Origin of the sequence: Olsenella sp. An290, from assembly GCF_002159535.1 — a bacterium.
Lineage (GTDB): Bacteria > Actinomycetota > Coriobacteriia > Coriobacteriales > Atopobiaceae > Thermophilibacter.
In genome coordinates, this window is record NZ_NFIU01000005.1 from 102,553 (window position 1) to 124,430 (window position 21,878).

Sequence of the window (21,878 nt, forward strand, 5' to 3'; positions counted from 1 at the left end):
GGGAAGGGGAGCGATTCCCCTTCCCTCCCTTTCTCGTAGAGGGAGGGAAGCCATGAGAGTGACCCGGAGGGAGGACCTCGAGCGCGCCGAGCACGAGCGCCTCTCGCCCGACGCGACCTTCGCCGACGCCTCTCGCGGTCGGCGCGCGCCCGAGCCCGCCGACCCGCTGCGCACGTGCTTCCAGTGCGACCGCGACCGCATCCTCCACTCGAAGAGCTTTCGCAGGCTCGCCCACAAGACCCAGGTCTTTCTCGCCCCAGAGGGGGACCACTACCGGACGCGGCTCATCCACACGCTCGAGGTCGCCCAGGTGGCGCGCTCCATCGCCCGCCCCCTCGGCCTCAACGAGGACCTCACCGAGGCCATCGCCCTCGGACACGACCTTGGCCACACCCCCTTTGGGCACGTGGGCGAGCGGGCGCTCTCATACGCCATCGCCCGCCACCGCGGGCTCGACCCGGACGCACCGTCCTCGCTTCGGCTCTTCTCGCACAGCGAGCAGGGCGCGCGCATCGTCGAGCTCCTCGAGCGCGACGGGTGCGGCCTCAACCTCACCCGCGAGGTCGTCGACGGCATCCGAAGCCACTCCGGCGGGGCCCGTGCCCTCACGCCCGAGGGGCGGATCGTGGCGCTCTCCGACCGGATCGCCTACGTCTGCCACGACATCGACGACGCGGAGCGGGCGGGGCTCCTGCGCGAGTCCGACCTGCCCCAGGCGCCCTGCGACATCCTGGGCCGCAGCTCCTCGGAGCGCATCGAGCGGATGGTGCGCGACGTGGTCACCATGAGCTCGGCCGCGGGCGATGTCAAGATGTCGGCGCCGCTCTGGGGCGCCATGATGTCGCTCAGGTCCTTCCTCTTCAGGAACCTCTACTCGCACGGCGACGCCAAGTCCGAGGAGCCGAAGGCCTACGAGCTGCTCGTGGCGCTCTTCGAGCACTTCGTGACGCACCTCGACGAGGTCCCGTCCGAGTACCGCATCCACGACGGCGACGCCCCCGACGTGCAGGTCGCCGACTTCGTGGCCGGCATGACCGACCGCTACGCCGTCCGCGTCTTCGAGGACCTCATGATTCCCCGCTCCTGGCGCTAGCTCGCGGGCGACCCTCTGCTACCATTCCCCTGAAGGCATCGGACGAAGGGGGAGACGTTGGCTGGACGCGGCAAGGGAGGCTGCCTCACGGCGGTCGCGCTCGTGCTCTCGCTCATGGTGGTGGCCGTCGGCGCGGGGCTCGTGCTGCTCGTCGCGACCAACGGCGCGGGGCCGCAGGCGATCGTGGAGGCCACAGACGAGCTTGAGCCCCGGCCCTTCGACGAGTACACGTGGGAGGAGCTCTCCCGCGTCTCCGCCCTCATCGCCGAGGCGCCCACCGACGAGGAGGGGCGCTCCGTGGCGGCAGACTGGAACGTGGGCGTGGGCGACGCCCGGCTCCTCGCGCTCGACGACGGCACCACGGTGGAGGCCCGCGTCGTCGGCATCCGCCACGACCAGCGCGCCGACGGCTCCGGCCCGGCCGGCATCACGCTCATGCTCTCGCCGATCTCCCTCGAGCCCATCAACTCCGGCGACGAGGACACCGGCGGCTGGGAGACCTCGGAGCTGCGGGCCTGGCTCGCGGGGGAGGGCGCCGAGCTTCTGCCCGACGAGCTCGCCGCCGTCGCCGTGCCCGTGACCAAGCTCACCGTGAACGCCGTGAGCGTCTACGGCGAGCTGGCCGAGGACGCGGCCCCCACGGCAACGACCGACACCCTCTGGCCCTTCTCCGTCGCCGAGGTCTGCGGCCCCATCTCCTGGAACGCCGACGAGTACGGCGCCTACACCGAGTACGTTGACGTCACGCGCTACGACGCGCTGCTCTCCGCGGAGGGCTCGCAGTACGCCTACTTCGCCGAGTCCGGCGTCACGAGCGACTCCGACCCCTCCCACGTGCTCGGGCTCTCCCTGCGCGGCGCCTCCTGCGCCTGGTGGTACCGCACCGCCGTGCCCTACACCTACCGCGACTCCGCGACCCGCTACTTCTACCAGGTCATGTCCTCGGGCTTCCCGTCGTCTCTCAGCGAGGCGAGCGTTCCGGCGGGCGTCGTCGTGGGCGTCTGTATCTGAGTTGTGTGCATCTTGTCCAAACGGGCTCGCTGTCATATAATCAACCGCTGTGTGTAAGCCTATGTGCCGTTCGCGTGCGTCGGCACCTCTAGAGAGACAAGGAAAGAACATGGACTACATCCGCGCTATCGAGCGCCAGCAGATTCGCGAGGACATCCCCGCCGTCCGCGTTGGCGACCACGTCAAGGTGCACTACCGCATCACCGAGGGCGACCGCACCCGCGAGCAGGTCTTCGAGGGCGACGTCATCCGCATGAGCGGCGAGGGCGCCCGCGAGACCTTCACCGTCCGCAAGATCAGCTTCTCCGTGGGCGTCGAGCGCACCTTCCCGCTCCACAGCCCCAAGATCGCCAAGCTTGAGGTCGTCCGTCACGGTGACGTCCGTCGCGCCAAGCTCTACTACCTCCGCGACCGCGTCGGCAAGGCCGCCCGCATTCGCGAGAAGCGCGACTAGCCCCACGCACAGACGTGCCTTCGGCCGCCCCCTCGGGGGCGGCCTTCTTGTATGGAGGTGAGCCATGGACACGACGCCCCGTCCCGTGACGGCCCGCGAGGTCGTCGCCACCATAGCCGACGCACCGCTCGAGGAGGCGCGCACGCTCGTGGAGCGCTACGCCGACGACCCCCGCAAGCAGGTCCGCCACGCCGTCGAGGTCGCGCAGAGGCGCATCGCGCGCGAGGAGGCCGAGCGCGAGCGCGTGCTTGCCATGTACTCCCTCATGCGCTCCGAGGGCGGGGAGGGGCTCGTCCTCGGCGTCGACGAGGTGGGCCGCGGCGCGCTCGCGGGCCCTCTCACCGTCGCCGCCGTCGCCCTGCCCGACGAGCCCGTCATCTGGGGCCTCAACGACTCGAAGCGGCTTGCCCCCGCACGGCGCGAGGCGCTCGCCGCGCGCGTCGCGGAGGTCGCCCTTGCCGTGGGGATCGCTCACGTGGAGCCCGAGGCCATCGATGCCGTGGGGATGGCCTGCGCCCTCAGGCGCGCCATGGCGCGCGCGATCGCGGACGCGGGGGTGGAGCCCGCGACGGTCCTCATTGACGGCAACCCCGTCCACGTGCACGAGCGCGAGCGGTGCCTCGTCAAGGGGGACGCCCGCGTGGCCTGCATCGCGGCGGCCTCCATCGTGGCCAAGGTCGCCCGTGACGCCCTCATGGTCTCCTACGACGACGAGTGGCCGGGCTACCACCTCGCCGAGTCGAAGGGCTACGGCTCGGCGGAGCACATCGCAGCCATCCGCGAGCGCGGCCTCACCCCGATCCACCGCCGCTCCTTTTGTGGAAACTTTCTCGAGACGCCCGCCCTCTTCTGATCGGCCCCTTCTGACCGCGCGCCGCTCCCGTCACGTCCGCGCGGCCCCTCCCTGCGCCGTCGCCCGGCGCCCGATCTGACCCGGAACCCGCGCGCACGTCCCGCGCGCGTGCGGCGGAACCCTCGCGTCAGCGCCTCGTGGCACGCTGCCACCCACCACAGGCGAGAGCGAGGAGGCTGCGATGCTGGACACGAACGAGCACGAGCGCGCATGCGAGGGCGAGGCGACCGAGAGGCCACGGGAGGCGACGCCTGTCAGCGAGCTCACGCCGCGCGAGCTTGGGATGCGGGGCGAGGACATCGCCGCCGCCTACCTCGAGCGCCACGGCTGGGCCGTGCTCGAGCGCAACTGGCGCTGCGACTTCGGCGAGGTCGACATCGTCGCGCGCGAGGACGGCAGGGGGAGCGACGTGGTCCTTCTCGAGGTCAAGACGCGCCTTGCGCTTGGCGAGCGGGCCGACGTCATGCCTGAGCTGGCCGTCGACCGGGCCAAGCGCGACCGCTACCGGATGCTCGCGCTCTGCTACGTGGTCGCGCACCCCGAGGTCGAGACCGTGCGCTTTGACGTCATCGCGATCAACGTGGTCAGGGAGGGCGGCGCGCGGCTCCGCCACCTCTCGGGCGCGTTCAGCCTGGACAGCTGATGGAGGCCGGAGGCGCCGTCGTGACGACGGCCACGCTCTTCGGGACGGACGCGCGCGTCGTCGACGTCGAGGTGAGCGCGCTTGGCGGCCTGCCGGGCATCGACATCGTGGGCATGCCCGACACCGCCGTCCTCGAGGCGCGCTCGCGCGTGCGCTGCGCCCTCAGGGGGTGTGGGTTCACCCTGCCGCGCCTGCACGTGACCGTGAGCCTCGCCCCGGGCGAGCTCAGGAAGTCCGGCACGGGCTTTGACCTTCCCATCGCCGTGGCCATTCTCGCGGCCACCCACCAGCTCCCTCCCCGGGTCGCCGACGGCTGCCTGCTCGTGGGGGAGCTCGCGCTCGACGGCTCGGTCTGCCCGGTCCGCGGAGCGGCCGCCTACGCCGCGCTCGCCGCGGAGCGCGGGCTCACCCTCGTGGCGCCCGCGCAGCAGCCGCTGCCGGGCGCCTGGGGCGCGGGCGCGCGGGGCATCAGCCACCTCGCGCAGATGCGGGGCGGGGTCGACGCGCTGCCCGCGCTCGAGGCGGAGGCCGCCGTCCCCGCCGCATGCGCGCCCGCCCTCGACTTCGCCGACGTCGTCGACCAGGAGCTCGCCAAGCGGGCCATGGTCATCGCCGCGGCGGGCTCCCACGGCGTGCTCATGATCGGCCCGCCCGGCGCCGGCAAGACCATGCTCGCGCGGTGCCTGCCGACCATCCTTCCGCCGCTCGACGAGCGCGAGGCCGCCGAGGCCATGCTCGTCCACTCCGTCGCCGGCCAGCCGATCGAGGCGCTCGCCCGTGGGGAGCGGCCCTTCCGCGCTCCCCACCACTCGATCTCGCTCGGCGGCCTTGTCGGGGGAGGCAGGCCCGTCCTGCCCGGGGAGGTGTCGCTCGCGCACAGGGGGGTGCTCTTCCTCGACGAGCTCCCCGAGTTCTCCCGCGTGGCGCTCCAGGCGCTGAGGCAGCCCCTCGAGGAGCACGAGGTGCGCATCGGGCGGGTCGACGGGACCTACGTCTTCCCCTGCGACTTCCAGCTCGTCGCGGCCGCCAACCCCTGCCCCTGCGGCCACCTCGGGGACCCGGGCCACGAGTGCGTCTGCCCGCCCGGCCGCGTCCTCTCGTACCAGGCGAAAATCGGCGGGCCGCTCCTCGACCGGATCGACGTCGTCGTGGACGTGGCGCGGCCGTCCGGCTCCAAGGTCATCCGCTCTCAGGCCGGGACGGGCTCCTCGCAGATGCGCGACCAGGTCATGGCCGCCCGCGAGTTTGCCGCGTGGCGCGCGGGCCGCGAGGGGGAGGCGGCCGGGGGCGCCGTCGCCGCGGCCCACCTCGACCCCGCGGCGCTTGCGGCCTTCGAGGGGATGGCCGAGCGCCTCTCGCTCGGCGGGCGCTCCATCGTGCGTGTCGCCCGCGTCGCGCGCACGATCGCCGACCTCGGCGCGCGCGAGCTCGTCGGCGTCGACGACGTGGTCGAGGCGCTCGGCTTCCGCTCGAGGGATGCCTCGTGAGCGCGGCGGGCGAGGGGCGCTGGGAGCTCGGGCGCGACGACGCGCGCTACCCGGCCGCCCTTCTCGATCTGGAGCGCCCTCCCGAGGTCCTCTACGGCCGGGGCGACCCCGAGGCCCTCGCGGGACCGTGCGTCTCGGTGGTCGGAGCGCGGCGCGCGACCCCCTACGGGCTCGCCGTCGCGGAGATGGCGGCCCGCGTGGCCGCGGAGTGCGGCGTGACCGTGGTCTCGGGGGGCGCGATGGGCTGCGACCGCGCCGCGGGGCTCGCGGCGCTGCGCGCCCGGGGCAGGACCGTCGTGGTCTCGGGCTGCGGGGCCGACCTCACCTACCCGGCGGCCTCTGCCGACCTCTTCGACGCGGCGCTTGCGGCGGGCGGGGCCGTCGTCTCTCTGGAGCGCTGGGGCCAGGGGCCCCGACGCTGGGCGTTTCCCAAGAGGAACGCCGTCATCGCGGCCCTCTCCGAGGTGCTCGTCGTGACGGAGGCGGGGCTGCGCTCCGGCACGATGTCCACCGCCGAGGCCGCGGCGGCCCTGGGCCGGACGGTCTACGCCGTCCCGGGGTCGATCTTCTCCCCGGGCTCGGCGGGCACGAACCTCCTCATCGCCGAGGGGGCGCGCGTCATCCCCGACGAGCGGGCGCTCGAGGTCTCGCTCGCCCTCGACTACGGCGTCGCGCGCTTTGCCACGGGCGGGCGCGAGGGAGGGGAGGGACCGGTGGCGGCGGCCCTCATCGCCTCGCCCGCCCGGCCCGACGAGCTCGCCGAGCGCCTCAACGAGAGCGTCCTCACCGTCCTCAGGACCCTCTCCGACTACGAGGCCAGAGGAATCGTGGAGCGGCTGCCGGACGGGAGATACTCGCCGACGCGGGCCCTCCTCTTGGGTCACAATGGTGGGCCGAGGACATGACGGCGCGCGTCGCCGGGAAGGAGCAGGCATGGAAGGGTTCGTGACGGTCGTCGGCGCGGGTCTCGCGGGCAGCGAGTGCGCGCTCCAGCTCGCCCGCAGGGGGGTGTGCGTGCGCCTCGTGGAGCAGCGCCCCGAGAGAAGGTCGCCCGCGCACCACACCGACGGCTTCGCCGAGCTCGTCTGCTCCAACTCGCTCAAGTCCACCCGGCCCGAGACCGCGGCGGGCCTGCTCAAGCACGAGCTCGACCGCATGGGCTGCGAGCTCTTGCCCATCGCCCGCGCGGCGGCGGTGCCGGCGGGCGGGGCCCTCGCCGTCGACCGCGAGGCGTTCTCCCGCGAGGTCACCCGCCGCGTCGAGGCGCACCCCCTCATCGAGGTGGTGCGCGCGGAGGCGACCTCGATCCCCGAGGGGCCGAGCGTGATCGCTGCCGGGCCGCTCTGCTCCGACGCGCTCTTCGCGGCGGTCGCGAAGGCGGTCGGGGGCGAGAGCATGAGCTTCTTCGACGCGGCGGCGCCCATCGTCGACGCCGAGTCCGTCGACCGCTCGGTCGCGTTCGCGCAGTCGCGCTACGAGGAGGGCCGGGGCGGCGACTACCTCAACTGCCCCCTCGACCGGGCGGAGTACGACGCCTTCATGGAGGCGCTCCTCGGCGCCGAGCGCGTCATCGCGCGCGACTTCGAGCAGGCCGACCTCTTCTGCGCCTGCCAGCCCGTTGAGGAGGTGGCCCGCACCGGCCACGACTCGCTGCGCTTCGGCGCGCTCAAGCCGGTCGGGCTCACCGACCCCAGGACGGGGCGGCGCCCGTGGGCGGCAGTGCAGCTGCGCGCGGAGACCGCCGACGCCGCGGCCTACAACCTCGTCGGCTTCCAGACCAACCTCACCTGGCCCGAGCAGCGCCGCGTGTTCCGGATGATCCCGGGCCTCGCCGAGGCCGAGTTCCTGCGCTACGGCGTCATGCACCGCAACTCCTTCGTGGACGCCCCCCGCGCGCTCGACGCGACCTTCAAGATCCCCGGCACCTCCGCGCGCCTCGCGGGGCAGATCACGGGCACGGAGGGCTACGTCGAGGCCGTCGCCTCGGGGCTGCTCGCCGCGCTCAACACCTACGCCGAGCTCATCGAGGCCCCGACCGTGGCCCTGCCCCGCACGGGCGCCCTGGGCTCGCTCGTCGCCTGGGCGACCGACCCCGCCACGACCGACTACCAGCCCATGCACGTCAACTACGGCATCGTGCCGCCGCTCGAGAACCCGCCCCGAAGGAAGGCCGAGAAGCGCGCCGCGCTCGCCGAGCGCGCCCGGCGCGACCTCGACGCCTACCTCGCCGGCAGGCCCGAGCTCTTCCCGGCCCCGCGCGCGTGAGCGGGCGGGCGGCGCCCGCGGGGCGCACAGACGACGCCGAGGGGCTCGCCGAGCTCGTCGACGCGTTCTGCCGCCACCTCGCGGAGGTGAGGAACTTCTCGCCCAACACGGTCCGCGCCTATCGCGCGGACCTGGGCTCGTTCGTGGACTGGTGCCGCAGGGAGGGCGTCCGCCCGCTCACGGTCACCCACCGCGAGCTCAGGCGCTACCTCGGCGAGCTCGCCCGCGCCGGCTACGCCGCGCGCACCGTGAACCGGCGGCTCTCGGCCCTGCGCGGCCTCTACCGCTGGATGCTCAGGGAGGGCGTCGTGACCTCTGAGGCGGCCTCGGCGCTCGCGAGCCCCAAGACGGCGCGCGACCTGCCGCGCACGATGTCCGACGCCGACGTGACGGCCCTCCTGGGCACCTGCGACGCGTCCCATCCCGACGGGCTCAGGGACCGGGCCTTCCTCGAGCTCCTCTACGCCACCGGCGCGCGCGTCTCGGAGGCGGCCGGCCTGCGCGTGGGGGACCTCGACCCGGAGCGCTCCCAGGCGCGCCTCTTCGGCAAGGGGTCCAAGGAGCGCATCGTGCCGGTCTACGACTCCGCGCTCGCGTGGGTCTCCCGCTACCTCTCCGAGGCGCGCCCGCGCCTCCTCGCGGGCCGGGCCGACCACGGCGCGCTCTTCGTCTCCACGCGCGGCAACCCCATGTCCGCCGACGCGCTGAGGACCGTCTTCGAGCGCCACGTGGCGCTCGCGGGGCTCGACCCGCGCCTCACGCCCCACGCGATGCGCCACACCTTCGCCACCGAGCTCCTCTCGGGCGGGGCGGACCTGCGCAGTGTCCAGGAGCTCCTCGGCCACGAGAGCCTCCAGACGACCCAGGTCTACACGCACCTCTCGGTCGAGCGGCTGAGAGACGCCGCCCGTCGGGCGCATCCCCGCTCGTAGAGCGCCTGTGGAGACGCCCGGGGGCCTCGACAGGGACGGGGAAAGGCGCTATACTTCCAACCCGTTGTGCACACGCACGGCATGTCGCGTACCAGCGCGGCACCATCTCGCACGCGCGATGACCCGCCCGCCGTGGTGCCCGGGGCTTTTAGCCAGGCCTCGGGTGGCGTCTCGGGGATGACTCGCGCGGAGGACCAACCACAGGAGGTTACCATGGCTAAGATCACTATCCAGACCCTGCTCGACGCCGGCTGCCACTACGGCCACCAGACCCGCCGCTGGAACCCCAAGATGAAGCCCTACATCTTCGGCGAGCGCAACGGCATCTACATCCTCGACCTCAAGCAGACCATGCTCGGGGCGGACAAGGCCTACACCTTCCTCAAGGAGACCGCGTCCAAGGGCGGCACCGTGCTGTTCGTGGGCACCAAGAAGCAGGCCCAGGAGCCCATCGCGGCCCAGGCCGAGCGCTGCGGCATGCCCTACATCAACCAGCGCTGGCTCGGCGGCATGCTCACCAACTTCGTGACCATCCGCTCCCGCATCCAGCGCATGGAGGAGCTCGAGGCCATGGTCGAAGACGGCCGCATGGCCCTTCTCCCCAAGAAGGAGCAGGCCGTGCTCTCCAAGGAGCTCGACAAGCTCCAGGCCAACCTCGGCGGCGCCCGCACCATGACGGCCCTCCCGCAGGCCATCTTCGTCGTTGACTCCAAGCGCGAGGAGATCGCCGTGCGCGAGGCCAACCGCCTGCACATCCCCGTCGTGAGCCTGCTCGACACCAACTCCGACCCCGACGTGGTCGACTACGGCGTCCCCGCCAACGACGACGCCATCCGCTCCGTCTCCCTCATGTGCGAGCTCGCGGCCGACGCCGTGCTCGCCGGCTCCGGCAAGGAGCAGATCACGGCCGAGGAGATGGCCGCCCCCGCCCAGACCGACGCCGAGCCCGCGGCCGAGGCCGTCGCGGCCGAGTAGTCATCCCTTTCGAGAAGAGGAGAACAACCATGGCACAGGTTACCGCCGCTCTCGTCAAGCAGCTCCGCGAGATGACCGACTCCCCGATGATGGAGTGCAAGAAGGCCCTCGTCGAGGCTGACGGCGACATCGAGAAGGCCGTCGACATCCTCCGCACCATGGGCATCGCCAAGGCCGTCAAGCGCGCCGGCCGCGACACCAACGAGGGCACCATCGCCACCTACATCTCCGAGGACGGCAAGGTCGGCGCCATCCTCGAGCTCACCTGCGAGACCGACTTCGTGGGCACCAACCCCAAGTTCTGCGGCTTTGCCGCCGAGCTCGCCAAGGTCGTCGCCGAGAACGACCCGGCCGACGCCGAGGCTCTCAAGTCCTGCGCCATGGGTGAGTCCACCGTCGAGGCCGAGCTCACCGAGATGATCCACGTCATCGGCGAGAACATGAAGATTGCCCGCTTCGACCGCGTCGTCGCCGAGAACGGCGCCCTCGGCAGCTACATCCACCTCGGCGGCAAGCTCGCCGACATCGTGACCTTCGCCTTCGGCAAGGCCGAGACCGCCTCCAACGACGAGTTCAAGGCCTTCGCGCACGACGTGGCCATGCAGGTCGCCGCCGCCGCGCCCGTCGCCGCCCGCCGCGACGACGTCCCCGCCGACGTGATCGAGCACGAGCTCAGCATCTACAAGGCCCAGGCCGCCGAGTCCGGCAAGCCGGAGGCCATCCAGGAGAAGATGGCCCAGGGTCGTCTCGAGAAGTACTTCAAGGAGAGCGTCCTCACCGAGCAGGAGTTCGTCAAGGACTCCTCCCTCACCATCGGCCAGCTCGCCAAGAACGTCTCGAAGTCCGTCGACGACCAGATCGAGGTCATGAGCTTCGTTCGCTACACGTTCGGCGAGTAGCCGCACGACCAAGCACTTCCTGGCGGGCCCGGCAAGCGATTGCCGGGCCCGCTCATATGTGCGTCATGGGCGCTCGCCGCCCCGGGAGGGGGCGAGCGCGCGGCGCTCTGCTAGAATCACAGGATGAGACGGTCGCCCGGCGACCATGAATCACTATCGAGTGGAGGTTGGCTTGTCCGAGATGAAGTACAAGCGCGTCCTGCTCAAGCTCTCCGGCGAGGCGCTGATGGGCGAGAGGTCCTTCGGCATCGACCCGGCCGTGCCCCAGCGGCTCGCAGAGGAGATCAAGCCCGTCTGGGAGGCGGGCGTCCAGGTGGCCATCGTCGTGGGCGGCGGCAACATCTTCCGCGGCCTGTCCGGCGCCGCGGCCGGGATGGACCGCGCGCAGGGCGACAACATGGGCATGCTCGCCACGGTCATCAACTCGCTCTCCCTTCAGGACTGCTTCGAGCGAAACGGCATGGACTGCCGCGTCATGAGCGCGATCGACATGCGCCAGATCGCCGAGCCCTACATCCGGCGCCGCGCGATCCGCCACCTCGAGAAGGGGCGCATCACCATCTATGCGGCCGGCACCGGCAACCCCTACTTCACCACGGACACGGCCGCCGCTCTGCGCGCCTGCGAGATCAACGCCGAGGTCCTCATGAAGGCCACCAACGTGGACGGCATCTACGACGCCGACCCCAAGAAGGACCCGTCCGCGCGCCGCTTCGACACCATCACCTACCGCGAGGTCCTCTCCCGCGACCTCAAGGTCATGGACGCCACCGCCACGGCGCTCTGCCATGACAACAAGATGCCCATCATGGTCTTTGACATCAACCAGCCCGGCGTGTTCATGCAGGCCATCAGCGGCGAGCACGTGGGCACCACCGTCGTCGAGGAGGACTAGACATGAGCCAGTACACCGAGAAGGCCGAGAAGAACATGCGCAAGTGCCTGGACACCCTGAAGTCCAACTTCGCGCGCGTGCGCACCGGTCGCGCCTCCGCCGCCATCCTCGAGCCGATCATGGTCGACTACTACGGCCAGCCCACGCCGATCACCCAGCTCGCGGGCGTGAAGGTCCCCGAGGCCTCCATGCTCGTCGTCGAGCCCTGGGACAAGAGCGCCCTGCGCTCCATCGAGAAGGCCATCGAGAGCTCCGACCTCGGCATCACGCCCTCCAACGACGGCGTCTGCATCCGCCTGCCGTTCCCCAAGCCCACCGAGGAGCGCCGCCGCGAGCTCGTCAAGGAGTGCAAGGAGCTCGCCGAGGAGGCCCGCATCGCCATCCGCAACGTCCGTCGTGACGTCAACGGCAAAATCGAGCGCGACGAGGAGCTCTCCGACGACGAGATGAGCCGCGAGAAGAAGGCCATCCAGAAGGTCACGGACTCCTTCGTGGCCCAGATCGAGGAGCTCCTCAAGGCCAAGAGCGCGGAAGTGATGGAGATCTAGGGGTGCGCATCGACACAGACCAGCTCCGCGCGTACTTCTCTGACGCGCCCGAGGACATCGCCCTTGACGACGTCGACCTCGGGCGCGTTCCCGCGCACGTCTCCATCATCATGGACGGAAACGGGCGCTGGGCCGAGGCGCGCGGGCTCGACCGCTCCCAGGGGCACGTCGCGGGGGTCGACGCGCTTCGCGAGGCGGTGACCACGAGCGTGAGGCTCGGCCTCGACGCGCTCTCCGTCTACGCCTTCTCCACGGAGAACTGGAGGCGGCCCCAGCGAGAGGTCAACCTCCTCATGCACCTCTTTGCCACGACCCTCGTGCATGAGCTGCCGCTCTTCCACCAGGAGAACGTCCGCCTGCGCTTCCTCGGCGACCTCACCGCCCTGCCCGAGGCCACCCAGGAGGTCTTCCAGCAGGGTCTCGACGAGACGGCCGACCACACGGGCATGACCTTCGCGCTCGCCGTGAACTACGGATCGCGCGCCGAGATAGCGCGCGCCGCGCGCCTGCTCGCCGAGGACGTCGCCGCGGGCAGGCTCACGCCCGACCAGGTCAACGAGGACGCCCTCGCCGCGCGCCTCTACACGACGGGCATGCCCGACCCGGACCTCCTCATCCGCACCTCGGGGGAGCTCAGGCTCTCCAACTACCTCCTCTGGCAGCTCGCCTACACGGAGTTCTACGTCACCCCGACCCTCTGGCCCGACTTCACCCGTTGGGACTTCCTGCGCGCCATCGCCTCCTTCCAGGGCCGCTCGCGGCGCTTCGGAGGGGTGGTGGGGAAATGACCGACCGCCGCGCGGACGGTCCTTCTCGCGAGACCGCGGGCCTCGACCGCCAGATAGCGCGCCTCGAGGACCGCAGGGCCTCGAAGGAGGAGCGACGCGCCGCCGGGGACCTCACCGGCCAGCGGGCGCGCACCTCGGCCGAGCGCCTGCTCACGCGCACCACCTCGGGCGCCATCTACGCCATCGTGACCCTCGTCTGCATCTTTGCCGGCCCCATCCCCACGACCGTGCTCATCGCGGCCGAGGCGTGGCTGTGCTGCTCGGAGTTCTTCCGCATCTGCCGCATGGGCGGGCGCATGCCCAACGAGGTCATTGGCCTGTTCGCTGCGCTGCTCTTCCCGCTCGCCGCGCTCTGGCACGGCCTGCTCGCCCTCACGCTCGTCATCTTTGTCCTGCTCATGGCCTGCGCGTGCTGGTACGTCTTCACGCCGCGCGCCAACGTCGCCGACGTCGCCGTGACGGCCCTGGGACCCCTCTACACCTCGCTCGCGTTCTCGAGCATCGTGCTCATCAGGATGTCGGACGCCGGCCTTGCCGGCGCGGCCCTCACCCTGGCCGTCATGTTCTCCGTCTGGGCCAACGACGCCTTCGCCTACTTCGTCGGGTCCGCCATCGGCTCCCACAAGCTCGCGCCGCGCATCTCGCCGAGCAAGAGCGTCGAGGGCTTCTTCGGCGGACTTGTGGGCTCGGTGCTCGTGTGGCTCGTCCTCTCCCTCGCCGTGGTGCGCTCGCTCGATCCCGGCATGGCCGTGGCCTGCGGCCTCATCGTGGGGGCGGCGGGCGTCATCGGCGACCTCTTCGAGTCGCGCCTCAAGCGCGGCGTCGGCGTGAAGGACTCCGGCAACCTCATCCCGGGGCACGGCGGGCTGCTCGACCGCTCGGACTCCATGCTCTTTGCCAGCATGGCCGCCTACTTCCTGCTGCTCTTTGGAGGCATCCTGTGACGATCTTCGAGGACTGTGCCCCGCGCGCGGGGCGCCCGCGGCCGCTTCGGGTGGCCGTGCTCGGCTGCTCGGGCTCCATCGGCACCCAGACGCTCGACGTCTGCCGCCGCCACGCCGACCGCGTCAGGGTCACGGCCCTGAGCGTCGACACGAGCACGGCGGCCCTCGTGTCGGCGGCGCGCGCGTTCGGCGCGGCCCACGTGGCCGTGGCAAACGGCGGGCGCGCGGGCGACCCGGTCCTCTCCGAGCTGCCGGCCGGCTGCGAGCTCGCCTGCGGGCCCGAGGCCGTGACCGCGCTCGCGACGCTTCCCGACGTCGACCTTGTCGTCAACGCGCTCGTCGGCTTTGCGGGCATCCACGCGGGGTTCGCGGCGCTCTCGGCCGGCAAGGTCCTTGCCTACGCCAACAAGGAGTCGATCGTCGTTGGCGGAGACCTCATGATGCCGCTCGTGGCCCCCGGCCAGCTCCTTCCCGTGGACTCCGAGCACAGCGCCATCTACCAGTGCCTGGTGGGGGAGCGCCCCGAGAGCGTGCGGCGCCTCTGGCTCACCTGCTCCGGCGGCCCCTTCTTCGGGAGGTCCCGCGCCGAGCTCGCCTCCGTCACCGCGGCCGACGCGCTCGCCCACCCCACCTGGTCGATGGGCGAGAAGATCACCGTGGACTCCGCGACGCTCATGAACAAGGGCCTCGAGGTCATCGAGGCCCACCACCTCTTCCAGCAGCCTATCGACGCCGTCCGCGTGCTCGTCCACCGCGAGAGCAAGATCCACTCGATGGTCGAGTTCGTCGACGGAGTCGTGAAGGCGCAGCTCGGCGGCTCGGACATGCGCGCCCCCATCCAGTACGCGCTCAGCTACCCCGAGCGCTGGGAGGCCTCGGTCGACCCCGTCGACTGGTGCCGCGCCGACCCCTTCACCTTTGCCGAGGCCGACGAGGGGACCTTTGGCTGCCTCGCGCTCGCCCGTGCGGCGGGGCGCGCGGGCGGCACCCTGCCCTGCGCCATGAACGCGGCCAACGAGGTCGCCAACGAGGCCTTCCGCCGCGGCGCCTGCGGCTTCCTCGACATCGAGCGCGTCGTCTCCGCCGTCATGGACGCCACGCGCGTCGAGCCCGTCGAGAGCCTCGAGGCGCTCGTCGAGGTCGACGCGCGCTCGCGCGCGCTCGCCACGTCACGTCTCTCGGAGGTCACCCGTTGAGCAGCCTACTCTCCCTCGTCTCCATCGTCTTCTGGGGCGTCCTCGTCCTGTCCGTCCTCGTCTTCGTCCACGAGGGCGGCCACTACCTCGCGGCGCGCGCCTTCCACGTGAGGGCGACCGAGTTCTTCCTCGGCCTGCCCTGCCGCTGGCACCTCTCCCGCAGGAGCCGCAAGGTCGGGACCGAGTTCGGCGTCACGCCGCTGCTCCTCGGCGGCTACACGCGCATCTGCGGCATGGAGGGCACCGAGGACGAGCTTCTGGCGCCCGCACTCGCGCTCGTGACGGAACGCGGGCGCGTCCGCGTCGAGGACCTCGCGCGCGAGCTTGGCTGCGACGTCGACCGCGCCTACGGCCTCATGGCGACGCTGAGCGACTGGGCCTCCGTCGAGCCCTACTACGACCCCGAGCTCGGCGAGGAGCCGAGCCAGAAGACCTACCCGGCCGCCTTCCAGGCCCCCGCGCGCGACGCCTCCCTGCTCACGCAGTACGACCGCGGCAACGACTTCTCGCGCCCCGGCGCCACCGCCGCGGGCGAGCCCCGCGCCGTGGACCTGCCGCCCGAGGAGCTCCTCGCGCATGAGCGGGCGCGGACCTACCTCGGGACGTCGCTCCCGAAGCGCCTGGCCATGCTCGTGGCGGGCCCGGCGGTCAACGTCCTTCTCGCCTTCCTCATCGTCACGTGCGCCCTCATGGCCCGCGGCGTCGACTACGTGCCCAACGTCACCACGATAGGCGGCGTCGAGGAGGGCTCCGTCGCCGAGGCGGCGGGGCTTAAGGCGGGCGACACCATCACCGCGGTGGACGGCACCGCCGTCGACACCTGGGAGGCCATGAGCGCCGCGCTTGCGCCGCTCCTCGAGGAGGGGAGGGACTTCACCCTCACCTACGAGCGCGACGGCTCCGAGCACGACGTCTCGATCGACCTTCCCGACGGCGAGCCCACCGAGCTTCTGGGGGTCCTCGCGCAGACGGCGACGTACCACCCCAGCCTCCCCGAGGCGGCCCAGGCCACGCTCGCCTACACCGGGCAGGTCGCGTCCTACGTGGCCCAGCTCATCCAGCCGCAGCACACCATGGAGGTCCTCGACCAATCGTCCTCGGTCGTCGGCATCTCCGTCATGGCCTCCGAGGCGGCCTCGTCCGGCCCCTACGAGCTCGCCCTCGTGGCGGCGGCCCTCTCCATGTCGCTCGGCTTCATGAACCTCCTGCCCATCCCGCCGCTTGACGGCGGCAAGGTCCTCGTCGAGCTCATCCAGCTCGTCATCAGGCGGCCGCTCTCCGCTCGCGTCCAGAACGGCCTGAGCTACGTTGGCCTCGCCTTCTTTGCGTTCGTCTTCCTCTTCGTGCTCAAGAACGACATCGTGCGCTTTGTCATCGGGTAGGTGATCGTCATGCCAGACGTCCTCGCGCGCACCCCCGCGCGCGCCCTCACGCGTCCCGTCCAGGTGGGCCCCGTCCAGGTGGGCGGTGGGGCGCCGGTCTCCGTCCAGTCCATGTGCACGACCGACACCGCAGACGTCCCGGCCACGCTCGCCCAGATCGGCCGGCTCGCCGAGGCCGGGTGCGAGATCGTGCGCGTGGCGGTTCCGACGGCGGCCGCCCTGGACGGCTTTGCCGAGGTCTGCGCGGCCTCGCCGCTTCCCGTCGTGGCCGACATCCACTTTGACCACGCGCTCGCCATCGGGGCCTGCCGTCGCGGCGCCTCGGCGCTGCGCGTGAACCCCGGCAACATCGGCAGCTGGGAGCGCGTGGACGCCGTGATCGACGAGGCGGGCGCCGCCGGCGTCCCCATACGCATCGGCGTGAACGCCGGCTCGCTCGACCCCGCCTTCGCCGAGCGCGAGGACCTCACGCACGTCGAGAAGCTCGTGGGGTCGGCCACCTCCTTCGTCGAGCACTTCCGCGCCCGGGGCTTTGCCGACATCGTGCTCTCCGCGAAGGCCCACGGCGTGGTGACCACCGTCGAGGTGAACCGCGCCCTCTCGCGCGAGCTTCCCGACGTCCCGCTGCACATCGGGGTGACCGAGGCCGGGACCCTCCGGCAGGGGACCGTCAAGAACGCCGCCGCGATAGGCGCCCTGCTCATGGAGGGCATCGGCGACACGGTCCGCCTCTCGCTCACCGCGGACCCCGTGGAGGAGGTCAACGTGGCCTGGGACCTGCTCTCGGCCGTGGGGCTGCGCCGGCTGCGCCCCGAGCTCGTGAGCTGCCCCACGTGCGGCCGCTGCCAGTGGGACCTCATGGGCGTCGCCGCCGAGGTGGAGCGCCGCCTTGCCGCCGTGCGCGCCCCCATCACCGTGGCCGTCATGGGCTGCGTGGTGAACGGCCCCGGCGAGGCCAGGGGCGCCGACATCGGCCTTGCGGGCGGTCGCGGCAAGGCCGTGCTCTTTGCGGGGGGCGAGAAGATCCGCACCGTCGACGAGGCAGACGCCGTCGACGAGCTCTTCGCCGAGATCGAGCGCCGCTTCGTCTAGATCGTCCGGCCCTGCGCCGGGCCGGGCAACCCCCGGCGCTCAGACAGCTTCGCCGCAAAGGACGCGGCTGCAGAACTCGCGGCGGGAGTTGCCCGGGCCGGCGCAGGGCCTGCGGCCACGTTGCGGATTCTGTCGACGGCGTAACGTCATGGCCGCTGCCCCGGCGGGGCCCACCTCCGCCGCGAGTTCTTGGCGCGCCCTCTGCGCCAAGCTGTCTGAGCGCCGGAGGTGGGCCCCGCCGGGGCAGCGGAGGTCGAGTTGCCACCCCGACCGTTCTTCTCGCCCGTATGTCGTAGAATCGTGAGCGTTACATTCGACGCAGAAAGGGAACGCACGTGAAGCGCTACCAGAAGATGTCCCAGCTCTACGCCCCCACGCTCAAGGAGGACCCGGCGGAGGCCGAGCTCGCGAGCCACCGCCTGCTCCTGCGCGCGGGCATGATCCGCAAGACCGCGGCCGGCCTCTACAGCTACCTGCCGCTCGCGTGGCGCTCGATCCGCAAGATCGAGGCCGTCATCCGCGACGAGATGGAGGCCATCGGCGCCCAGGAGATGATGGTGCCGATCCTCACGCCGGCCGAGCTCTGGCACGAGTCCGGCCGCTGGGACGCCTACGGCCCCGAGCTCATGCGCATCGCCGACCGCCACGGCCGCGAGTTCGCGCTTGGCCCCACGCACGAGGAGACGTTCACGGACCTCGTGAAGAACGAGCTGCGCTCCTACAAGCAGCTGCCCTGCACGCTCTACCAGATCCAGGACAAGTTCCGCGACGAGATGCGACCGCGCTTTGGCCTCATGCGCGGCCGCGAGTTCATCATGAAGGACGCCTACAGCTTCTCCGCCACGCAGGAGTCGCTCCAGGAGTGCTACGACCAGCAGAAGGCCGCCTACGCGCGCATCGCCGAGCGGTGCGGCATCCGGGCGCTGCCCGTGGTTGCCGACTCCGGCCAGATCGGCGGCGACACCTCCGTGGAGTTCATGGCGCTCGCCGACTCCGGCGAGGCCGAGCTCGTGTACTGCGACTGCGGCTTTGCCGCCGACGTCGAGGCCGCCGCGACCAAGGTGCCCGTGACCGAGGGCCCCGGCGACGGCACGCTCGAGAGGGTCCACACGCCGGGCCTCGGCACCATCGAGGCCGTGGCGGAGTTCTTCGGCTTCCCGGAGAACGGCACGCGCAAGTCGCTCGCGCTCGTGGCCGAGGACGGCACGAACGTCGTGGCCATCGTCCCCGGCGACCACGAGCTCAACGAGATCAAGGCGACGAGGCTCTTCGGCGCCTATCACCTCATGACGGACGAGGAGCTCGAGGCGTGCGGCCTGCACAAGGGCTTCATCGGGCCCGTGGGCCTGCCCGAGGGCGTGCGTCTCGTCTGCGACGAGTCCCTGCGCGAGAGCACGTCCTGGGCCTGCGGCGCCAACGAGGTCGACTACCACTTCACGGGCGCCTGCCCGGGCCGCGACTTTGAGGTCGACGAGTGGGCCGACCTCGTGAGCGTGAAGGCCGGCGACCCCTGCCCGCACTGCGGGGCCGCGCTCAAGAGCGCCCGCGGCATCGAGATCTCCCAGGTCTTCCAGCTCGGCACCAAGTACTCCGAGGCCATGGGCGCCACCTTCGCGGACGAGGCCGGCGTGGAGCGGCCCTTCCTCATGGGCTGCTACGGCATCGGCGTCTCCCGCACGCTGGCGGCCGTCGTGGAGCAGCACAACGACGAGCACGGCATCTCCTGGCCCGTCTGCGTGGCCCCCTACGAGGTCGAGGTCGTGCCGCTCGCGGTGGGTGACGACGTGGTCGCGCCGGTCGCCGAGCGCGTCGTGGACGAGCTCGCCGCCGCCGACCTCGAGGTCCTGCTCGACGACCGCAAGGAGCGCCCGGGCGTGAAGTTTGCGGACGCCGACCTCATCGGCGTCCCGTACCAGGTGATCCTGGGCAAGCGCGGCGTGACGGGCGGCATGGCAGAGGTCAAGGTCCGCGAGACCGGCGAGCGCCTCGACGTGCCGATGGACGAGCTCGTCTCCTGGCTCACCGAGCGCGTCGTCCCCGCCCGCGCCTGATGTGGAAAGGGGACAGGCACTTTTGCACGCTCGAGGGAAGAACGCATGAGCTATCGTGACTTGGCCGCCGCGGCGCGCGGGCAGATCGGCCCCCACTGCCGCGCCTGCCCCGTCTGCGACGGGCGCGCCTGCGCGGGCGTCATCCCAGGCCCGGGCGACAAGGGCACCGGGCGCGTCGCTGGCCGCAACTGGGAGGCATGGCAGGCCCTCCGCGTGAACATGGACACCCTGCACGGCTCCTTCTTGGCCGACACGCGCGCGACGGTGCTGGGGCGTACGCTCTCCCTGCCCGTGCTGGTGGGCCCGGTGGGCGACGTCCAGCGCCACTATGGCGAGAAGTACGACACGGCCTCCTACAACCGTTGCGTGCTCGAGGCGGCAGCGGGAGAGGGGACGCTCGCCCTCACCGGCGACGGGCTGGACGCCTCAATCATGTCCGAGGCGTGCGCGCTCATCGGGGAGCTGGACGGGCGCGGCATCCCCACAGTGAAGCCCTGGGACGCCCGCACGCTCGACGGAAAGCTCGAGGAGGCGCTCGCCGCGCGCCCTGCGGCCGTGGCCATGGACATCGACGCGGCGGGGCTGCCCTTCCTGCGGGGGCAGGAGCCTCCCGCCGGGGCCAAGTCCCCCGCGGAGATCTCCGAGGTCGCCGCGCGCTGCCACGAGGCGGGGGTGCCGTTTGTCCTCAAGGGCGTCATGACCGCCTCCGCCGCCGAGCGGGCGGCCGAGGCGGGCGTTGACGCCATCGTGGTCTCCAACCACGGAGGGCGCGTCCTCGACGGCACGCCGGCAACGGCCGAGGTGCTGCCGTCGATTGCGGCGGCCGTGGGAGGGGACGTGGAGGTGCTCGTCGACGGGGGCGTGCGCAGCGGGCTCGACGTCTTCCGCGCGCTCGCGCTTGGCGCCCGGGCGTGCCTCGTGTGCCGTCCCTTCGTGGTGGCCGCCTTCGGCGGGGGAGCGGACGGCGTCCGCTCCTACCTTGACGAGCTGCGCTGCGAGCTTACCGACGTCATGGAGATGTGCGGGGCGGCCACGACGGCCGACGTTACCCCAGAGATGATCTGGGCCGCCCCCGCCGCGCGCTGACGCCCTTGCGGGGCGGCCTCGCCGTGCCCGCGGCCCAGGCGCGCGCAAGGCGTCCGAACTTTCTTGAAAAAGTCGGTTGACCCCCGCGCTCAGTCTGGTATAGTTCTCTTCGCACCAGTTCGGGGATATAGCTCAGTTGGGAGAGCGCGTGACTGGCAGTCACGAGGTCAGGGGTTCGAACCCCCTTATCTCCACCAGAAACCCTTGGGCGGCGGCTTCGGTCGCCGCCCTTTTTTCTAACGGGCTCATGGCGCAACGGTTAGCGCAGAGGACTCATAATCCTTAGGTTGCAGGTTCGAATCCTGCTGGGCCCACCAACAAAACCGCCGGTCAGGAGGCTGTTTCGCTTTCTGACCGGCTCTTTTTTCATGTCTTGACCGACAAGCGACCGACAAGTCCCCGCGCTAACGTTCAATGAGTTATGAGGGCTGGTAAAACGCCCGATATGGCATCGGTATCGCAGACCGGGGCGGAAGGTCGCGATCTCGGACGTCAGCGCGCCCCAAAGGGGCGGGGCCGCCGCGGAACGTGTCCGCGACGGCCCCGCCGAGATGATGCGATGAGACTCGCTACTCCATGCGCTTCCTGCAGCGGGCGATGAAGGCGCCCAGCGAGGAGAGGGCCGCACCCAGGCCGGCAAGGCCGCCCGCGGCGAGACCCGGGCCACCGGTCTCGGGCAGCACGGCGTCGTCGGACCCAGAGCCCGTGCCGGTGCCAGACCCGGGCTGGGTCGAGCCGCCGGGCTCCTCACCGCCACCCGGCTGGGTGGAGCCGCCGGGCTCCTCACCGCCACCCGGCTGGGTGGAGCCGCCGGGCTCCTCGCCACCGCCAGGCTGGGTCGAGCCGCCGGGCTCCTCGCCCGCGTCCGCCCTCACGAGCGCGTCACGCGCGGCGGTGAGGGCCGCGAGCGCGGCGTCGACCTCGTCCTGGGTGGCGTCGGGATCGGAAAGGACCGCCTGCGCCTGGTCGAGCGCCTCGGCGAAGGGCCCCCAGCTCTCGGCGGTGTAGTCGGACTCGGCGAGGCCGGAGGCCGCGTCGGCCGCACTCTGGAGCTCGCCCTTCTCGACCGGCTCCGGCTCCACGACCTCGTCCGTGAGGCCGGCGACGGCGGCGTCGAGCGCGGAGGCCGCGGCGTCGACCGTGGCCTGGGTGGCCTCGGGGTCGGCGAGGGCGGCGCGGGCGGCGTCGAGCGCCTCCTCGAGGGCGGCGACGGACTCCGCCGTCTTGCCCTCGGTGTCGGCCGCCTCGGCCGCGGCGATCGAGGCCTCGAGGGCCGTGGTGTCG

General features: G+C 71.7%; 20 protein-coding genes, 2 tRNA genes and 1 pseudogene. 22 read left to right on the forward strand and 1 reads right to left on the reverse strand.

Annotated elements, in window-relative coordinates:
- The first annotated feature begins 52 nt into the window (after positions 1-52).
- The 22 genes from B5F84_RS04840 (at position 53) to B5F84_RS04945 (ending at position 20,911) form a co-directional block, all read left to right on the forward strand.
- Entirely contained in the window at positions 53-1,093 is a 1,041-nt protein-coding gene (locus B5F84_RS04840; protein WP_087321441.1) for a deoxyguanosinetriphosphate triphosphohydrolase, read from the forward strand.
- 57 nt (positions 1,094-1,150) lie between these two features.
- On the forward strand, positions 1,151-2,104 hold the full coding sequence (locus B5F84_RS04845) for a DUF6273 domain-containing protein (protein WP_087321443.1): 954 nt from the start codon (positions 1,151-1,153) through the stop codon (positions 2,102-2,104).
- Between the two features lie 109 nt (positions 2,105-2,213).
- The gene (gene rplS, locus B5F84_RS04850) at positions 2,214-2,558 is read left to right on the forward strand and encodes a 50S ribosomal protein L19 (protein ID WP_087321444.1); all 345 of its coding nucleotides are present in this window, start codon (positions 2,214-2,216) and stop codon (positions 2,556-2,558) included.
- Between the two features lie 64 nt (positions 2,559-2,622).
- Positions 2,623-3,411 carry a ribonuclease HII gene (locus B5F84_RS04855; protein WP_087321446.1) on the forward strand — a complete coding sequence of 263 codons (789 nt, stop codon included), beginning with the start codon at positions 2,623-2,625 and terminating at the stop codon, positions 3,409-3,411.
- Between the two features lie 181 nt (positions 3,412-3,592).
- Positions 3,593-4,054 carry a YraN family protein gene (locus B5F84_RS04860; RefSeq protein WP_087321448.1) on the forward strand — a complete coding sequence of 154 codons (462 nt, stop codon included), beginning with the start codon at positions 3,593-3,595 and terminating at the stop codon, positions 4,052-4,054.
- Positions 4,054-5,541 carry a YifB family Mg chelatase-like AAA ATPase gene (locus B5F84_RS04865; protein ID WP_087321450.1) on the forward strand — a complete coding sequence of 496 codons (1,488 nt, stop codon included), beginning with the start codon at positions 4,054-4,056 and terminating at the stop codon, positions 5,539-5,541. The genes B5F84_RS04860 and B5F84_RS04865 overlap by 1 nt, the downstream gene beginning before the upstream one ends.
- Positions 5,538-6,446 carry a DNA-processing protein DprA gene (locus B5F84_RS04870; RefSeq protein ID WP_087321452.1) on the forward strand — a complete coding sequence of 303 codons (909 nt, stop codon included), beginning with the start codon at positions 5,538-5,540 and terminating at the stop codon, positions 6,444-6,446. The genes B5F84_RS04865 and B5F84_RS04870 overlap by 4 nt, the downstream gene beginning before the upstream one ends.
- 28 nt (positions 6,447-6,474) lie before the next feature.
- Positions 6,475-7,806, forward strand: a complete 1,332-nt coding sequence (trmFO, locus tag B5F84_RS04875) for a methylenetetrahydrofolate--tRNA-(uracil(54)-C(5))-methyltransferase (FADH(2)-oxidizing) TrmFO (RefSeq protein ID WP_087321453.1) — start codon at positions 6,475-6,477, stop codon at positions 7,804-7,806.
- Positions 7,803-8,738, forward strand: a complete 936-nt coding sequence (locus B5F84_RS04880) for a tyrosine recombinase (RefSeq protein ID WP_087321455.1) — start codon at positions 7,803-7,805, stop codon at positions 8,736-8,738. The genes trmFO and B5F84_RS04880 overlap by 4 nt, the downstream gene beginning before the upstream one ends.
- A 213-nt stretch (positions 8,739-8,951) precedes the next feature.
- Complete coding sequence (rpsB, locus tag B5F84_RS04885; protein WP_087321457.1) at positions 8,952-9,713, forward strand: 30S ribosomal protein S2; 762 nt, start codon at positions 8,952-8,954, stop codon at positions 9,711-9,713.
- A 29-nt stretch (positions 9,714-9,742) separates the two neighbouring features.
- Positions 9,743-10,612 (forward strand): translation elongation factor Ts, encoded by an 870-nt coding sequence (tsf, locus tag B5F84_RS04890; RefSeq protein WP_087321459.1) that lies wholly within the window; start codon positions 9,743-9,745, stop codon positions 10,610-10,612.
- A gap of 172 nt (positions 10,613-10,784) precedes the next feature.
- Positions 10,785-11,507, forward strand: a complete 723-nt coding sequence (gene pyrH, locus B5F84_RS04895; protein WP_087321461.1) for a UMP kinase — start codon at positions 10,785-10,787, stop codon at positions 11,505-11,507.
- Positions 11,508-11,509: 2 nt separating this feature from the next.
- Positions 11,510-12,055 (forward strand): ribosome recycling factor, encoded by a 546-nt coding sequence (gene frr, locus B5F84_RS04900; RefSeq protein ID WP_087321463.1) that lies wholly within the window; start codon positions 11,510-11,512, stop codon positions 12,053-12,055.
- Positions 12,056-12,057: 2 nt separating this feature from the next.
- Positions 12,058-12,843, forward strand: coding sequence for an isoprenyl transferase (locus B5F84_RS04905; protein ID WP_087321465.1), 786 nt, complete (start codon positions 12,058-12,060; stop codon positions 12,841-12,843).
- Positions 12,840-13,787, forward strand: coding sequence for a phosphatidate cytidylyltransferase (locus B5F84_RS04910; RefSeq protein WP_087321467.1), 948 nt, complete (start codon positions 12,840-12,842; stop codon positions 13,785-13,787). The genes B5F84_RS04905 and B5F84_RS04910 overlap by 4 nt, the downstream gene beginning before the upstream one ends.
- On the forward strand, positions 13,784-14,983 hold the full coding sequence (dxr, locus tag B5F84_RS04915; RefSeq protein ID WP_087321469.1) for a 1-deoxy-D-xylulose-5-phosphate reductoisomerase: 1,200 nt from the start codon (positions 13,784-13,786) through the stop codon (positions 14,981-14,983). Before B5F84_RS04910 ends, dxr begins: the two co-directional genes overlap by 4 nt.
- On the forward strand, positions 14,980-16,365 hold the full coding sequence (locus B5F84_RS04920) for a site-2 protease family protein (protein WP_087321470.1): 1,386 nt from the start codon (positions 14,980-14,982) through the stop codon (positions 16,363-16,365). The genes dxr and B5F84_RS04920 overlap by 4 nt, the downstream gene beginning before the upstream one ends.
- 9 nt (positions 16,366-16,374) lie before the next feature.
- Positions 16,375-17,457 (forward strand): flavodoxin-dependent (E)-4-hydroxy-3-methylbut-2-enyl-diphosphate synthase, encoded by a 1,083-nt coding sequence (gene ispG / locus B5F84_RS04925; protein ID WP_087321484.1) that lies wholly within the window; start codon positions 16,375-16,377, stop codon positions 17,455-17,457.
- A gap of 353 nt (positions 17,458-17,810) precedes the next feature.
- A complete protein-coding gene (locus tag B5F84_RS04930; protein ID WP_087321486.1) occupies positions 17,811-19,508 on the forward strand; it encodes a proline--tRNA ligase in 1,698 nt (565 codons plus the stop codon).
- Between the two features lie 45 nt (positions 19,509-19,553).
- Positions 19,554-20,594 (forward strand): alpha-hydroxy-acid oxidizing protein, encoded by a 1,041-nt coding sequence (locus B5F84_RS04935; protein WP_087321472.1) that lies wholly within the window; start codon positions 19,554-19,556, stop codon positions 20,592-20,594.
- A gap of 121 nt (positions 20,595-20,715) precedes the next feature.
- Positions 20,716-20,791, forward strand: a tRNA-Ala gene (locus tag B5F84_RS04940).
- 44 nt (positions 20,792-20,835) lie between these two features.
- Positions 20,836-20,911: transfer RNA gene (locus B5F84_RS04945), tRNA-Ile, on the forward strand.
- A 252-nt stretch (positions 20,912-21,163) separates the two neighbouring features.
- Here the strand turns inward: B5F84_RS04945 and B5F84_RS04950 are convergent.
- Positions 21,164-21,878 (reverse strand): annotated as a pseudogene (locus tag B5F84_RS04950) (FIVAR domain-containing protein); the annotation flags it as partial.